Here is a 14597-nt window from a genome sequence, read left to right as displayed (position 1 = left end):
GTCAGCCCGCCTGGACGTCGGAGGCGTTGACGAGGGCCAAGCGGTGGTTGTACTGGATCGTGTACACCGTGCCGGCGCCCTGGACGTAGATCTCCGTGGGGCGCGTCGTCCCGTTGGCCGGGTAGAAGTCGTCCCGGTGGGCCGGGCTCGCGGTCGCCACGTACTGCTGGCCCGCGGGGAGGGTGTACTTGCTGAACGGTGCCGCGACGTCCACCCCGAGGCCCGCGGGGTACTCGGACACGTCCGGGTAGGCCTCGCCGAACAGCGGTGCCGCGGTGTCGCCGGCCGTCGTGAGGATCTTCACGTGCCGCGCCCGCACCGTGTTGGCGGCGTGCGGGTTGTCGAACCACACCTTCTGGCCGCCGTACCAGATGGCCGTCCACTCGCCGTGGCGGCCGGCCACGACGAACTGCTGGCCGGCCGAGACGGTCGCGCTCCAGTCGCTGATCTCGTCCGTGCCCGGCGACCCGTCCGCGTGCACGTACGGGTCGTCGGCCAGCGGCGCGGTCGCGCTGGGCGCGGTGCGCACGTACAGGAAGTTCGACGGGGCGGTCTGGTCCGTGCACGAGCCCGTCGCGCCGGTCGGGTCGTCCACCGGGCAGACGTTCACGGTCTGCTGGTCGGACGCGAAGGCCGGTGCGATGGTCACGGCCGTACCGACCGGGCCCACGCCGTGCCTGCCCTCGTCCGTCGGGGCGTCCAGCAGCGCCATGAACCGGTTCCAGTCCCAGTACGGTCCCGGGTCCCAGTGCATGCCCGCGACGTTCGCGTCGATCGGGCCGGGCACGTTGTCGTGGCCGATGATGTGCTCGCGGTCCAGTTTGACGTGGTACTTCTCCGCCAGGTACGTCACCAGGTCGGCGGTGTCCTCGTACTGCGCCTGCGTGTACCAGCTGGCGCCGTGGGCCGCGTAGCCCTCGTGCTCGATGCCGATCGAGTGCATGTTGAACCAGTAGTTGCCCGCGTGGAACGCCAGGTCCTTGTCGGCCACCGACTGCGTCACCGCGCCGTCCGAGGCACGCATGGTGTAGTTGGCCGCGTCCCCGGCCGCCGGGTTCTGGAACTCGTCGATGGCGCCCTGGTAGGACGACTCGGTGTCGTGGATGACGATGTAGTCGATCTTCATCCCGTCGGCCGGCCGGTCCGCGACCTGGTAGTTGGTCGTCGCCGCGGGCGCCGACTGGCAGTCCAGGTCGGGCGGGCAGTCGGTGCCCGACGTCGAGGTCTCCGCCAGGCCCAAAGACGCGACGCCGCTGGTGTCCGCGTGCAGCGAGGGCTGGGGGGGCAGGTCCACGCGCTGGCCCTCGGCGGTGGTGCGCTCGGCGCCCGCCTTCATCCTCGTGAACACCCGGTTCGCGAAGCCCTCGGCGGCCGCCTTGTCCGAGGAGCCGCTGTACCGGGCCACCGCGGCGTACCACGCGTCCGGATCCGCCGGGGTGCCGCCCCGCAGCTTCTTCTCGTACGAGGCCAGCAGCGCCGCCGCGGCGCGGATGTTGTCCCGCCGGTCGGTCCGCACCTGCCGCGCGGGCACGCCGATCAGCTTCGCCGCGGCGGTCAGCGTGTGCAGCGCGGGGTCGGACGCCAGCGACGCCAGGTCCGCGCGGTCCGCCGCTCCGGCGCCACCGCCCGCGACCATGGACGGCGTCACGTCCGTCAGGCTCATCAGCCCGTATCCGCCGCTGGTGTTGCGGCCCTGATGGACGTCCCACTGGGACTCCTCGTACGCGACGCCCATCAGCACCGACTCGGGCACCTTGGACTCCTTGGCCGCGTAGGCGAAGTCCTTCTGCTCACTCGTGGAACCCGTCCCCGAGCCGGACCCGCTCTGCGCCGCCGACGCCACCGGTGTCGACACGCACCCCGCGACGACCAGGGTCGCGCCCACGACGTACGCCCCGAGTTTCCGCCTTGATCTCCGCCTCTGACCCAAAGTCCCTCATCCTCCGGCTGTGTTGCGATGTGCACCCGACCGTCGCTTATATGACTGACAGTCAGCTCACACCTTGATCATATGTGCCGGAGAGCGGATCGCCGGGGAGGGGGCCGCATGTCGCCGCCGCGATCGAGGCACCGGCAGCGGGACCCGCCCCGCCCGGCCGCGCCCCCGTCGCACGAGAAGAGCCCAGGCCATGGGCCTGGGCTCTGGGCGCCGTTGGGGGCACCGGGTGGTGGGGACGTCGCGGAGCGAGGCGTCCCCACCGGGGGTTACGGCTGTGGGCTGCCGCGCCGTGCGGCCGTGATCACGCCTGCGCGTCGAGGCCGTTGGCCTGGGCGACGCCTCCGAGCCAGCCGAGGGAGGGCTTCGGGGTGCGGACGAAGGTCTCCCGGTCCACGTGGATCAGGCCGAAGGTGGGACGGTAGCCGGAGGCCCACTCGTAGTTGTCCAGCAGGCTCCAGTGCAGGTAGCCCTCCACCTGGACGCCGTCCTGGATGGCCGCGTGCAGGCCGGTCAGCGCGCCCCGCGTGTAGTCGATCCGGCGGGCGTCGTCGCTGGTGGCCATGCCGTTCTCGGTCACGATGACCGGCACGCCCCCGGTCTTCTCCCAGGCGCTGCGCACCCCGATCTCCAGGGCGCCGGGGAAGTACTCCCAGCCGGTCAGCGTGGTCTCGACGCCGTCGGGCACCTGACGCGGTCCGTCCGGGCCGATGATCGTACGGGTGTAGGCCTGCACGCCGACCCAGTCGTCGCCGCGGGCCGCCTCCAGGTACCAGTCGTCGCGCTTGTAGCCGTACTCGTGCGCGACCTCCTCGCAGCCCGGCTCGGCCTGGAACGCCTGGGTGGCGACGGTCCAGCCGGAGCGGATGCCGCCGACGCCGGAGAGGATCTCGCGCGAGCGGCGGTGGCTGGCCAGCAGGGCGTCGGCGACCTGGAGGTCCGGGTCCGGGAGGCCGTAGGCGACCAGGTTGGCCGGGTCGTCGCCGCCCGCGATCATCGCGGCGATGTTGGGCTCGTTGATGGTGCAGACGAGCTTCACGTCGTCACCGAGGATCGGCAGCGCCAGCTCCGTGAACCGCGCGAAGCGGTCGGCCGCCTTGGGGCTGCGCCACATGCCCTCCTGCGCGAACCAGCGCGGGACGGTGAAGTGCATCAGCGTCACCATCGGGGTGATGCCCAGCTCCAGCGCGGTGTCGACCATGCGGCGGTAGTGGTCGATCCCGGCCCGGGAGACCATGCCCTCCTCCGGCTCGATCCGGCTCCACTCGATGCTGAACCGGTAGGTGTCCAGCCCCGCGTCGCGCAGCAGGGTCATGTCCTCGCGGTAGCGGTGGAAGCTGTCGCAGGCGTCACCGGAGGGCTCGACGATGCTGGTTCCGGGCGCGTTCTCCCGCGGCCACCAGTCGTTGTTGTAGTTGTTTCCCTCGATCTGGTGGGCAGCGGTGGCGGCGCCCCACAGGAAGCCGTCGGGGAAGTGCAGCACGGAGAAAACCTCGTTCGTGTAGATGGGTGACGACTGGTCGGCGGGTGTGCGACAGAGGTCGGGGAGCGGGGTCGCGGCGGCGACGGGGTCTCCCGGCCGGGCGGCCCGAGCGGCCCCGGGCGGAGCCGAGGGGCTCCGGCCCGGGCGGCGGCTGCCGCCGCCGGGCCGGGCGCTCAGCTGGTCGGCGTCCCGCCGGACGGGCTCGACGGGCCCGAGGGCCCGGGAAGCAGGTCCGAGCGCCGGTTCCGGCGGGGCGCCGCCCGGCTCACGCCGTGTCCCCTCCGGTCCCGGTGGCGGCGAAGCGGCGCGCGGGCTGCGGGATGGAGTCCAGCAGCCGGGTGGTGTAGTCGTGCTCGGGGAAGCGCAGCACCTGGGCGGTCTGCCCGGACTCCACCACCTGGCCCTGGTGCAGCACCATGATCTGGTCGGTCACCATGCGCGCCGAGAGCAGGTCGTGGGTGATGTACAGCAGGGAGACGCCGAACTCGCTGCGCAGGTCCCGCAGGAGGGCCAGCACGCCGGCCCGCAGCGAGACGTCGAGCATGGACACCGGCTCGTCGGCGATCAGCACCTGCGGGTCGCTGGCCAGGGCGCGGGCGATGACCACGCGCTGGCGCTGGCCGCCGGAGAGCTCGTGCGGCAGCCGGGCGGCGAACTGCTCGACCGGGGTCAGCCCCACGATCTCCAGCAGTTCGAGGACCCGCTTCCGGGCCTCCGCCCCGCTGCGCCCGGTGAAGTTCACCACCGGCCGGGTGAGCGTGTACTCGATCGTGTGCAGCGGGTTGAGCGCGGCGTACGGGTCCTGGAAGACCATCTGGACATCCGCGTGCAGCTTGTGCAGCTGCCGGCGGCGCAGCTGGTCCACCCGCAGGTCGCCGAAGGAGACGGTGCCGGTGCTGGGCTTCTCCACGCCGGTGATCAGCTTGGCGAGGGTGGACTTGCCCGATCCGCTCTGGCCGACCAGGGCCATCGACTCGCCCGGCTCCAGCCGGAAGGAGACGTTCTGGAGGGCCTTCACCGGGGCGTCCCCGCGGCGTCGCCCGGGGTAGACCCGGCTGACGTCCGCCACCACGATGGCGTCCTGGGCCGCGGCGCGGTCGCGTCCGCCGCCCGTCGAGGACTTCTTCCCGTCGGCCTGACGGTCGCCGGCCTTCCGCCCGTCGGCGGCCTTCTCCATCGCGGGCAGTCCGGGCAGCTCCACCACTTCGGCGCGCGGGTCGGCGTAGTGGCCGAGCAGGTCCCGGGTGTAGGCGTGCTGGGGCCGCTCGAAGATGTCCTTGGAGGGGGCGTCCTCGACGATGACGCCGTCCTTCATCACCATCACCCGGGCCGTGGACTCCAGGACCACGCCCAGGTCGTGGCTGATCAGGATGGCGGTGAAGCCCTCGCTCTCCTGCAGCTCCCGGATGGTGCGCATCACGGCGTGCTGGACCATCACGTCCAGCGCGGTGGTGGGCTCGTCGAAGACCATCAGCCGGGGTTCGAGGGAGAGCGCCAGGGCGATGGAGACGCGCTGCCGCATACCGCCGGACAGCTCGCCCGGGTAGCGGTCGAGCACCGACTCGGTCAGCTCGACCTTCTCCAGGAGCTCGACGGCCCGGCTGCGCCGCCGGGGCCTCGGCACGTGGCCGTGGGCGGCGAAGATGTCACCGAAGTGGTTGCCGATGGTGCGGACCGGGTTGAGCGCGTTCATCCCGGACTGGAGGACCATGGCGAACCCGCCGTGCCGCTGCACCCGCAGCTGCTCGGTGTCGAGCTGGGCGATGTCGGTGCCGTCGAAGAGGATCTGGCCGCCGGCCATCCGCGCCGGGGGCTTGGCCAGCCGGGTCAGCGCGAAGCCGAGCGTGGACTTGCCCGATCCCGACTCGCCGACCAGGCCGACGAACTCGCCTTCCTCGATGGTGAACGTGGCGTCCTTGACCGCGGTGGTCGGCTCGGCGCCGCGCGGTTCGTAGACGATGCTGAGGTTCCTGACGTCGAGCAGGCTCATCGTCCGTTTCCTTCCCGCAGCCGCGGGTTGCTCAGCCCGTCGACGCCGAAGTTGACCAGGGTCATCGCGGTGGCCAGCAGCGCGACGCACAGACCCGGGGCGAAGAGCAGAATCCACTGGCCGGTGAGGAGGGCGTTGGAGTTCTGCGCCCAGTAGAGCATCGAGCCCCAGCTGACCGTGAACGGGTCGCCGAGTCCGAGGAAGGAGAGCCCCGACTCGGCCAGCACCGCCGCGGTGGCGGCGCCGAAGAAGGAGCCCGCGATCATCGAGGTCATGTTGGGCAGGATCTCCCGGAACACCACCCGGGTCGCGCTCTCGCCGCTGAACAGCGCCGCGGTGACGAAGTCCCGGCTGCGCAGCGACTGGGTCTGCGCCCGCAGCACGCGCGCTCCCCAGGCCCAGCCGGTGATCACGACGACCAGCACGATGACCGGCAGGCCGCCGTTCTGGGCGTAGGCCGCGATGATGATCATCAGGGGCAGACCGGGGACGACCAGGAAGAGGTTGACGATGAAGTTGACCACTTCACCGACCCAGTTCCGCAGGTAGCCCCAGGACAGGCCGACCGCCACCGCGACCAGCGTGGAGATGCCGCCGGCCACGAAGCCGACCAGGATCGACACCCGCGCGCCGTACAGCAGCTGGGACAGCACGTCCTCGCCGGCTCCGGTCGTGCCCAGGAGGTGGGAGGAGTTGGACCCGATGTCGGGCGCGAAGTTGTTCGCGTGCGGCGAGTACGGGGCCAGTACCGGCGCGAAGATCGCCACGAGGACGAAGACCGCCAGGATCACCAGGCCCACCCGGGCCTTGCCGTTGCTCCACACCGTGCGGAACGAGCGGCCGAACACCTGGAGCGCGCGCACGACACCTGAGGTCGAGGGCTCCGCGGGCGTCACCGGCGCCGTGGGGGCCGGCGGGGTCGCAGTAGAGGAAGTCATCTCGGTCACCGCCTGGTCCGGGGGTCGAGGACGCCGTAGAGGACGTCCACGATGAAGTTCGCGACCAGCACGCACACCGTGATCATCAGGAAGAGCGCCTGCATCAGCGGGTAGTCGTGGTTGGTCACCGCGCTGTACAGCAGGTGGCCGACGCCGGGGTAGTTGAAGACCTGCTCGACCAGCAGCGAACCGCCGACCACGCCGCCCAGTGCCATGCCGAAGCCGGTGAGGTTGGGCAGCAGCGCGTTGCGGGCCGCGTAGCGCAGGGCGACGGTGCGTCCGCGCAGGCCGTTGGCCTCGGCGAAGGTCACGTAGTCCTCGCCGATGGTGCCGATCATCGTGTTGCGCATGCCGAGGATCCAGCCACCGAGCGAGGTGATCAGGATCGTCAGCGCCGGCAGCACCGCGTGGTAGGCCGCGTCACCGAGGAAGTGGAAGGACAGGTTCGGCACCGCGTCCGCGGAGTAGGCCCCCGAGGTCGGGAACCAGCCGAAGACGTACCCGACGAAGAAGACCAGCAGCAGCGCGGTCCAGAAGTAGGGGAACGCCGCGAGGAACGCGCCGGACAGGGTGGGCAGCGAGTCCAGCCAGGTGCCGCGCTTCCACGCCGCGGCCACGCCGATCAGCGAACCGACGACGAAGGCCAGCACCGTCACCAGGCCCACCATCACCAGCGTCCAGGGCAGCGCCTGGGCCACCATGCTGGACACCTTCTGCGGGAAGAAGGAGTAGGACACTCCGAACCGCAGATGGACGACGGTGTTCAGGTACTGCACGTACTGGTGCCACCAGCTGCCCGTGGGCACGCCCAGTTGGGCCTCGATCGCGGCACGGGTCGATGGGGACACCGGGCCGTTCTGCGAGAGCTTCGCGATGGCCGCGTCGGCCGGCGAGCCCGGCATGAGCCGGGGGAGTGCGTAGTTGAGCGTGACCGCTGCCCACAACGTGAGCAGCAGCAGCCCGAACTTGCGCAGTATGTAGCGCATGAGGGGTTCTCCTCGTCCTTCCGCGGTCGCCTACTTCGCCAACCGCAGATGCGTCATCACCAGAAGCGGGGTCGAACCCCAGGTCATCAATGACGCATAGGGATTCTTCGTACTGGGCCAACCGGTGAACTTCGCGTCGCTGGAGAGACCCCACAGCCCGCCGTAGAAGATCGAGAGGAACGGCAGCTGCTGGTACACCACGTTCTGGAGCTGGTTGGTGAGCTGCTGTTCCTTGGCCGGATCGCTGGTCGCCTTGAGCTGGTCGAGCAGCGAGTCGGTCGCGGCGGAGCCGTAACGCTGGAAGTTGGAAGCGGTGGAGGTGCCCACCGGCTTCTTGAAGTCCGAGTTCAGCTGGTTGTTGTAGTCCTGGAAGAGCGAGCCCGAGCCGCCGATGGTGCCCAGCGCCAGGTCGAATTCGCCGTTCTGGAGGTCCTGCTGGTAGCCGGCGGGCTGCGGCTTGTCGAGCTTGACCGTGATCCCGACCGCCCGCAGCTGCTGGATGATCTCCTGCGCGCCCTGCAGCCAGTCGGCCCAGCCGTCCGGCGTGGTGAGGTTGACGGTCAGCGCCTTGCCCGCGCTGTTCACGAGCTTGCCGCCCCGCTTGGTGTAGCCGGCCTTGGCGAAGGCGGCGTACGCGGCGGTCGTGTTCTGCGTGACCACGCCCTGGTTCGGGATGGCGGGGTTGAGCGAGGCCTTCTCGTTGGGCAGCAGCAGGCCGGTCTGGCTGGCCGCCTTCACGTAGCCCTGCTCGGCCTTGTCGGCGATCTGCTGCCGGTCCAGCGCGTCCGAGAGGCCCTGGCGGAAGTTCAGGTTGTTGAACGGCGCCTTGGTGAGGTTGGGCAGCAGTCCGACGATGCCGCCCGGCGGGAACCAGTAGCTGTTGTGCTGCTTGTCCGCCTTCACCCAGGTGTTGTCGACGTTCGGGAAGAAGGAGTACGCCCAGTCGAAGCCCTGCGTGGCGATCGCCAGGTCGGAGGCGGAGCCCGGGACGACGATCTTCTGGACCGCGACCTTGTCGGCCTGCCAGTAGTTCTTGTTCTTCGCCAGCGTGTACTGGTTGGGGGTGAACCGCTCCAGCGTGTACGGGCCGGTGACCACCGGGTTGGGGTCGGTGTAGGTCACCGGGTCCTTGACGTTCCGCCAGATGTGCTCCGGGACGATGAGCGTCTGCTCGATGACCTTCGCGGCGGGGACGTCGGCGGTCTTGAGGTGGAACACCACGTGGTCGCCGGAGGCGGACAGCGACTTTATGTGCTGCCAGTCACCGTTGACGTCCAGCGCCGGGTGCGCCTTCAGCATGTCGAGGGTGAAGACCACGTCCGCCGGCGTGAACGCCTTGCCGTCCGACCACTTCACGCCCTTCCTGATGGTGAAGTCGACGGTCTTGGCGTCCGGCTGCGTGTAGCCGGTGGCCAGGAACGGCGTCTCGGCGCTGTTGAGGTTGTTGAGAACCTCCAGCGGCTCGTACATCCACGTCGTCAGGTTGCGCTTGTTCGGCGAGAACGGGTTGAAGTTCCGGAAGAGGGCCGGCGAGCCGTTGTCGGCGCCACCGACCAGCAGGGTCGTGGGGCCGACGTTGGACGTGCCCGACTTGACGGATACCGAACACCCGGTCGCGACGAGCACAGTGGCGACACCGAGTGCGGCGACGGCACTCAGCCGCTTCCCGCGGGCACGCGTCATGGTCGCTGATCCTCTCCCTTGAGGCCTCCGGCGGTGGAGGGCACAGGCTGCTGCCTGCACGTTCGGCACTGTATGCGCATACATTTCATTTACGCAAGACTCCTCGGATGTGAACTGGAACGGCACGTTCCGCCTCCGCGCCCGATCTTCTGGAGGCGGCCGCGGGGCTCGGCGAGGTAGCGTGTGCCGCAGCGTGTAAGCGCATACGGAAAGGGCGGGAACTCGGGTGGCCACTGCGCGGAAGCCGGAGACGGGGACGCCGACGGTCTACGACGTGGCCGAGCGCGCCAGTGTGTCCATCGCCACAGTGTCCCGGGTCTACCGCTCCCCCGACGCGGTGCGCGCGCCCACCCGGGAGAAGGTGCTCGCGGCCGCCCAGGAGCTCGGCTACGTGCCCAGCGGCAGCGCGCGCGGCCTGGCCAGCCGGAACACCGGCATCCTCGGCCTGTGCTTCCCCGACTACACCGACCCCGCGACGGACGCCCCCGGCGACGGTGACGAGAACGCCGCCACCCTCTACGCCGACCACATCATCCGCGGCATGGAGCGCGCGGCCCGCAGCCGCGGCTACGCCCTGCTGATCGCCGCCTCGCTCAGCGAGGGTCCGACGAACCTGGTCGCCACCCTGGCCGGGCACGTCGACGGCTTCGCGGTGATGTCCCGGACCGTCGCCGCCAAGGAGCTGGAGACGGTCTCCCGCAGGATGCCGGTGGTCATGCTGGCCGGTCCGCCCGAGTTGGAGCATCTCGACAACGTCCAGGTCGACAACCGCGACGGGCAGCGCGAACTGACCTGCCATCTGATCCGCGAACACGGCCTGACCGACCTGGCGTTCGTCGGCGGACCCGCGGACTCCCCCGACGCCGAGGAGCGCTTCTTCGGCTACCAGGACGCCTGCCGCGACTCCGGCCTGCCGGTCCCGGCCGAGCCCACCCTGCGCGGCGGACTCACCCGCACCGCCGGCCGGGACGCCGCCCGGACCCTCGTCGAGGCCGCCTCCGGCAGGCCGGCCGGCCTGCCCCAAGCACTGCTGCTGGCCAACGACCAGATGGCGGTCGGCGCGTTGGAGGAGTTCGCCGCGCACGGCATCCGCGTCCCCCAGGACATCGCGGTGACCGGCTTCGACGGCCTCCCCCTCGGAGCGATGGCCCACCCGCCGCTGACCACCGTGCGGCAGCCCAGCCGGCGGATCGGCGAGGAGGCCGTCGCCCTGCTCGTGGACCGCGTCGCCGCGCCGCAGCGCGAGCCGCACTCCCTCGTCCTGCCGGTCTCGCTGGTGCTCCGCGCGAGCTGCGGCTGCGCGGACGCGGTTCCGGCCCCCCGGCAGGGGTAGCGGGACGGCGTCCGAGCGGCCGCTCCGGTTCCGCCGGGCGCGGGCTCCACGCACGGCGCGGCGCGGCGGCGGGGGCTCCGACTCCCCCGTCGCCGCGCCCTGTGCCGGCCGGTGTCAGAGCGCCGCGGCGGTGTCCGCGTCGAGCTCGAAGACGCCGTAGGAGAACCCGCCGGCCTGGATGCCGGAGGCGGTCACGTCGACTCCGTGGACGGCGAGCGGCGTGACGGAACCGGTGGCGGGGAACGGAGCCGTCGCGGGTTCGCGCCGCCCGTTGACGACCACGAGGTGGCGGTCGCCCCGGAGGTAGACGAAGGGGTAGTCGCGGTGCAGCACCCGCACCGAACCGCCGGTGCCGAGGGCCGGGGTCTCCTTGCGCAGCGCGATCAGCCGCCGGACGTGGTGCAGGAGGGAGTCCTCGTCGGCCTGGGCGGCGGCCACGCTGGGCCGGTCCTCGTCCGGGTCGACGGGCAGGTAGAACCGCTCCGGGCTCGCGGTGGAGAAGCCGGCGCCGGGCGTGTCGTCCCACTGCATCGGCGTCCGGGAGCCCTGGCGGGCCTCGGAGTCGAGCTGGCTGCCCTCCTTGTCGGGCAGCCCGGGAACGTAGCGCATGCCGATCTCGTCGCCGTAGTAGATGACGGGCAGCGACGGCCAGGTGAGCTGGAAGGCGAAGGCGGGGGCGACCATGTCGCGGGTGCGGGGGCCGCAGGTCAACCGGGAGAAGTCGTGGTTGGCGGTGGGCAGGGCCGCGTGGCCGGCGCCGTCGATCGCCGTGTCGGCCTCGTTCCAGGCGTCCAGGAAGGTGCTCATCGTGCCCTGGCCCTCGGGGTCGAAGTACGGCGGCCGGCCGTCGGCCCACGGCCCCTGGCTGCCGGTGCCGTTGTCCCACAGGGAGCGCAGCGCGGGCCCGGTGAAGTGCAGGAAGAAGTCCGCGTGGAACCCGGCCGGCACGGCGGTCTTGGGGTCGCCCCACTCGGACAGCAGGATGCGCCCGGGGTAGGTCTCGTCGATCCACTCCCGCATCTCCGCCCAGAGCCGGCCGGTCTCGACGAACCCGGGGTCGTCCTTGACCAGCGAGGCGGCCATGTCGACGCGGAAGCCGGAGACACCGCGGTCGAACCAGTAGCCCATGATCTCGCGCAGCGCGGCGCGGTTGGCCTGCGGGCCCTCCGCCGTCACCGGCTGCCGCCACGGCTCGGCCGGGTCCATCCGGGCGTAGCCGAAGTTGAGCGCCGGCTGGATGGGATAGAAGTTGGCCAGGTAGTAGCCGCCGCGCGCCGCGTGGTTGGGTATCCAGCCGCGCACCGGCGAGGCGACACGGTCCGACCAGATGTAGCGGTGGTCGTCCGGGTTGACGACGGCCTCCTGGAACCAGGGGTGCTGGTGCGAGGTGTGCCCGGGGACGAGGTCGAGCATGATCCGCATCCCGCGGGCGCGGGCCGCCTCGATGAGCGCGTCGGCGTCCTCGTTGGTCCCGTAGCGGGGGGCGATCGTCAGGTAGTCGGTGATGTCGTAGCCGCCGTCGCCGAAGGTCGAGGCGAAGCAGGGGCTGAACCAGAGCGTGTCGACGCCCAGCCACTTCAGGTAGTCGAGGCGTTCCAGCACGCCGCGGAGGTCCCCGATGCCGTCGCCGTTGGAGTCGGCGAAGGTCGCCGGATAGATCTGGTAGAGCACGGCCTCGGAGAGCCAGGAGGGCGGGTTTCGATGTGCGCTCACGGTTGCCTTGTCTTTCCGTTGTCCGTTGCCGGGGCCGGTCGGCTCCGTGCGTGGGTCCATCGGTTCGGCGGCACCGCCCGGGGCGGCGTCGTCCGTCGGCGGACCGCCGCGAGGGTTCGCCGGCGATCGGGGTCCTGGGGCCCGCGCTTCGGCGGCCTCGGTCGGGCCGGTCGCCGCACCGCGGGGTCCCTCGTCGGGCAGCGAGTCTAGGGCCTCATGTAAGCGCATACAAGGAACTCGGGGCCTTCCCGCGCGGCGAGGCGTGGTCACCCGCCGGACCACCGGCCAGGTCACCCACCAGGCCGCGGAGCGGGTGACCCACCGGGCCCACCGGGCGGCCCGCCCGGGCGGCGCGGGCCCGCAGCCCTGTCGGGGTGCGGGCCCGCGCTCCCTCAGCGAGCCGGGGAGGGGCTGGCTGTTTTCTGGTCGGTGTCCTCGCTGAACGCGACGTCCACCGGTGCCGGCTCGCCGACGAACTCGGTGGCCGCGCCCTCGCCGAGCACCGCGACGTCGAGCGTGCACGCCTCCAGCAGCGTGGCGTCCTTCACCGCGTCCTGCTGGCAGATCGCCTGCGCCTTGTCGTGCAGGGCGGTCGGCAGCTGGTCGGCCCAGAACGGCGCGGCCGGGTCGGTGGTCTCGGTCTTGTCGCCGCAGACCGCGACGAGGGACTGGCTTGCCGGGACCCGCCAGCTGTCGCCGTAGACCTTGTACAGCGTGTCCAGGTCGACCGGGAGGTTGAGCACCGTGCCCGTGCTCGTCCTCAGCTGGTTGTCGGTGCCCGGCGCGTTGGCCAGCAGCCCGCTCACCGGCTGCGGGTAGGAGCCGAGGCCGACGTTGACGTCCACGTACCCGGGGTTCAGGGTGGCCGCCATGTTGTCGCCCTGCGGGTCGGTCACGACGTACTGGCTGCCGGTGCGGACGACCTTGTCCCCCGAGGCGAGGTTGATCGTCCCGCCGTCGGGGAGCGCGGTGGCGGCCCCGTCCACCACCAGGCCGCGGGCGGCGCACAGCGCGACCGTGTCCGCGCCCATCTGCGTGGCGACCGCGCTGTTGACGGCCGCTCCCGGCCAGCCGAGCGAGGCGCCGGAGACCTGGTTCGACTGCACGGTCATCGTCGAGGACCGGGCGAGGGTGAAGGAGCCCTCCGCCTGGAAGTCGTAGAAGGTGCCGCCGAAGGTCTCCAGGTGCGTGTCGCCCGTGCCGTGGGCGGACGCGCAGGAGGCCGGGGAGGTCAGGATGTTGCTCTGCCGGCTCTGGATGGAGGGCGACGCCCCGACGGTGAAGGACGGGGTGTTGACGAGGTTCAGGTTGTTGGTCTCGCCGGTGAATCCCTCACTCAGGCAGGTCGGCGCGTTCGTCGTGCCGTCGTGGGTGACGGTCTTCACGGTCACCGTGGAGCCGGAGTTGAACGTGGCCTGCGAACCGCCGCCGTTGCCGCCGATCATGAACTCGGCCGCGTTCCAGTCCGCCGAGAGGCCCAGGGTGCTGTCGGCGGTGGAGGCGCTGTAGGTGCCGCCCGGGGTCGTCATGACCACCGTGTCCAGCGAGCTGGTCACGTTGCCGGACAGGCTCAGGCTCGCGAGGTTGCCGATCGGCTGCGAGGGGACCGCGACGGCCGAGCCGTTCTTGTAGCAGTCGCTGAGGTAGGAGTTCCAGCCGGACGGGCAGGTGGTGAAGTAGTTCAGGATCCAGAACTGGATGAAGGCCGCGCCGGTGCCGGAGCCCGGGTTGGAGAGGATGAACTGCTCCCAGCCCTGGCAGCCGGCGTGCCCGGCGCAGATCGGGCTGCTGAAGGGCGCGCTGTTCAGCTGCAGGGAGTAGGAGTTCGCGACGCCGCCGCCGGTCTCGCTCGTGACGCCGGAGACGGTGGGGAACGACCCGGTCGCGCCGTTCAGCACACCGGACACCCCGGCCGAGAAGTCGATGCCGTTGCCGACCACGTCGGGCGCGGTCCCGGTCCCGGTCCCCGTCGCGGAGCCGGTGCTCGCGCCCGCGACGGCCGGGAGGCGGGCCCCGTCGGCCGTCCCGGTGGCCGTGCGGGAGGCCGTCCCGGTGGCCGTGGCGCCGGCCTTCGGTGCGAAGCGCTGGTTCGGTGCCGTGGTGCAGGCGGTGCTCTGCCAGGCCACCGCCGGGTACGCGGAGGTGTAGCAGCCCTTGGCGGGGGTGGTGAGCTGCGCCATGGCGGAGTGCCACTGCTGCGTGCTCGTCGACGAGGAGGCCGTCGAGACCTTCGACGATGCCGAGGAGGCCGAAGTGGCCGAGGAGGCCGGGGCGCTGGCCGTCGCACCGGGGGGGACCAGCATGGCCGCCACCAGGGCGGTGGCCACGGCGGCTATGAGTCCGAGTAACCGGTGGAGCCGTCTGTGCCGTCGGGTGGGGGGATTGGCAGACATCTCTGCGGGTCACCTTCTCGCGAGCTCGGCCCACGGGCACCGCGCGGCCCGCGCCGCAGCGAGGTTCGCGGCAGGGCGTGCCGGGCGGAGGATGACCGTCTCCCCGGGTACGCGCGCGGTCCGGCGCCGGAGCGTCGGTTCG

9 protein-coding genes are annotated in these 14597 nt (G+C 71.3%); 1 reads left to right on the top strand and 8 read right to left on the bottom strand.

The window, feature by feature from the left end; genetic code table 11:
* Nucleotide 1: 1 nt before the first annotated feature.
* The 6 genes from BS72_RS17570 to BS72_RS17545 all read right to left on the bottom strand — a co-directional run bounded on the left by BS72_RS17570 (nt 2) and on the right by BS72_RS17545 (nt 9016).
* On the bottom strand, nt 2-1885 hold the full coding sequence (locus BS72_RS17570) for an N-acetylmuramoyl-L-alanine amidase (RefSeq protein ID WP_232792448.1): 1884 nt from the start codon (nt 1883-1885) through the stop codon (nt 2-4).
* Between the two features lie 355 nt (nt 1886-2240).
* Nucleotides 2241-3419 carry a glycoside hydrolase family 1 protein gene (locus tag BS72_RS17565; protein ID WP_037911716.1) on the bottom strand — a complete coding sequence of 393 codons (1179 nt, stop codon included), beginning with the start codon at nt 3417-3419 and terminating at the stop codon, nt 2241-2243.
* A 265-nt stretch (nt 3420-3684) separates the two neighbouring features.
* Nucleotides 3685-5409: an ABC transporter ATP-binding protein gene (locus tag BS72_RS17560; protein WP_037911713.1), complete on the bottom strand. Its 1725-nt coding sequence runs from the start codon at nt 5407-5409 to the stop codon at nt 3685-3687.
* On the bottom strand, nt 5406-6347 hold the full coding sequence (locus BS72_RS17555; protein ID WP_037916422.1) for an ABC transporter permease: 942 nt from the start codon (nt 6345-6347) through the stop codon (nt 5406-5408). Before BS72_RS17555 ends, BS72_RS17560 begins: the two co-directional genes overlap by 4 nt.
* Before the next feature lie 5 nt (nt 6348-6352).
* The gene (locus BS72_RS17550) at nt 6353-7333 is read right to left on the bottom strand and encodes an ABC transporter permease (RefSeq protein WP_037911710.1); all 981 of its coding nucleotides are present in this window, start codon (nt 7331-7333) and stop codon (nt 6353-6355) included.
* 30 nt (nt 7334-7363) lie between these two features.
* Nucleotides 7364-9016, bottom strand: coding sequence for an ABC transporter substrate-binding protein (locus BS72_RS17545; RefSeq protein WP_037911708.1), 1653 nt, complete (start codon nt 9014-9016; stop codon nt 7364-7366).
* 226 nt (nt 9017-9242) lie between these two features.
* Between BS72_RS17545 and BS72_RS17540 the strand changes: the two genes are divergently transcribed.
* Complete coding sequence (locus BS72_RS17540; RefSeq protein ID WP_037911705.1) at nt 9243-10349, top strand: LacI family DNA-binding transcriptional regulator; 1107 nt, start codon at nt 9243-9245, stop codon at nt 10347-10349.
* 114 nt (nt 10350-10463) lie between these two features.
* Here the strand turns inward: BS72_RS17540 and BS72_RS17535 are convergent, their stop codons facing one another.
* Nucleotides 10464-12062 (bottom strand): alpha-amylase family glycosyl hydrolase, encoded by a 1599-nt coding sequence (locus tag BS72_RS17535; RefSeq protein WP_037911702.1) that lies wholly within the window; start codon nt 12060-12062, stop codon nt 10464-10466.
* 392 nt (nt 12063-12454) lie between these two features.
* Nucleotides 12455-14389, bottom strand: a complete 1935-nt coding sequence (locus tag BS72_RS32455; protein ID WP_051951208.1) for a hypothetical protein — start codon at nt 14387-14389, stop codon at nt 12455-12457.
* Nucleotides 14390-14597 lie beyond the last annotated feature (208 nt).

The organism is Actinacidiphila yeochonensis CN732 (assembly GCF_000745345.1).
Classification (GTDB): domain Bacteria; phylum Actinomycetota; class Actinomycetes; order Streptomycetales; family Streptomycetaceae; genus Actinacidiphila; species Actinacidiphila yeochonensis.
This window is presented reverse-complemented; position numbering and strand designations above follow the sequence as displayed.

What these genes read in the sequence shown, in the direction of transcription:
- BS72_RS17560 (WP_037911713.1), bottom strand. Translation starts at nt 5,409, where the DNA reads ATGAGCCTGCTCGACGTCAGGAACCTCAGCATCGTCTACGAACCGCGC.
- BS72_RS17555 (WP_037916422.1), bottom strand. Translation starts at nt 6,347, where the DNA reads ATGACTTCCTCTACTGCGACCCCGCCGGCCCCCACGGCGCCGGTGACG.
- BS72_RS17550 (WP_037911710.1), bottom strand. Translation starts at nt 7,333, where the DNA reads ATGCGCTACATACTGCGCAAGTTCGGGCTGCTGCTGCTCACGTTGTGG.
- BS72_RS17545 (WP_037911708.1), bottom strand. Translation starts at nt 9,016, where the DNA reads ATGACGCGTGCCCGCGGGAAGCGGCTGAGTGCCGTCGCCGCACTCGGT.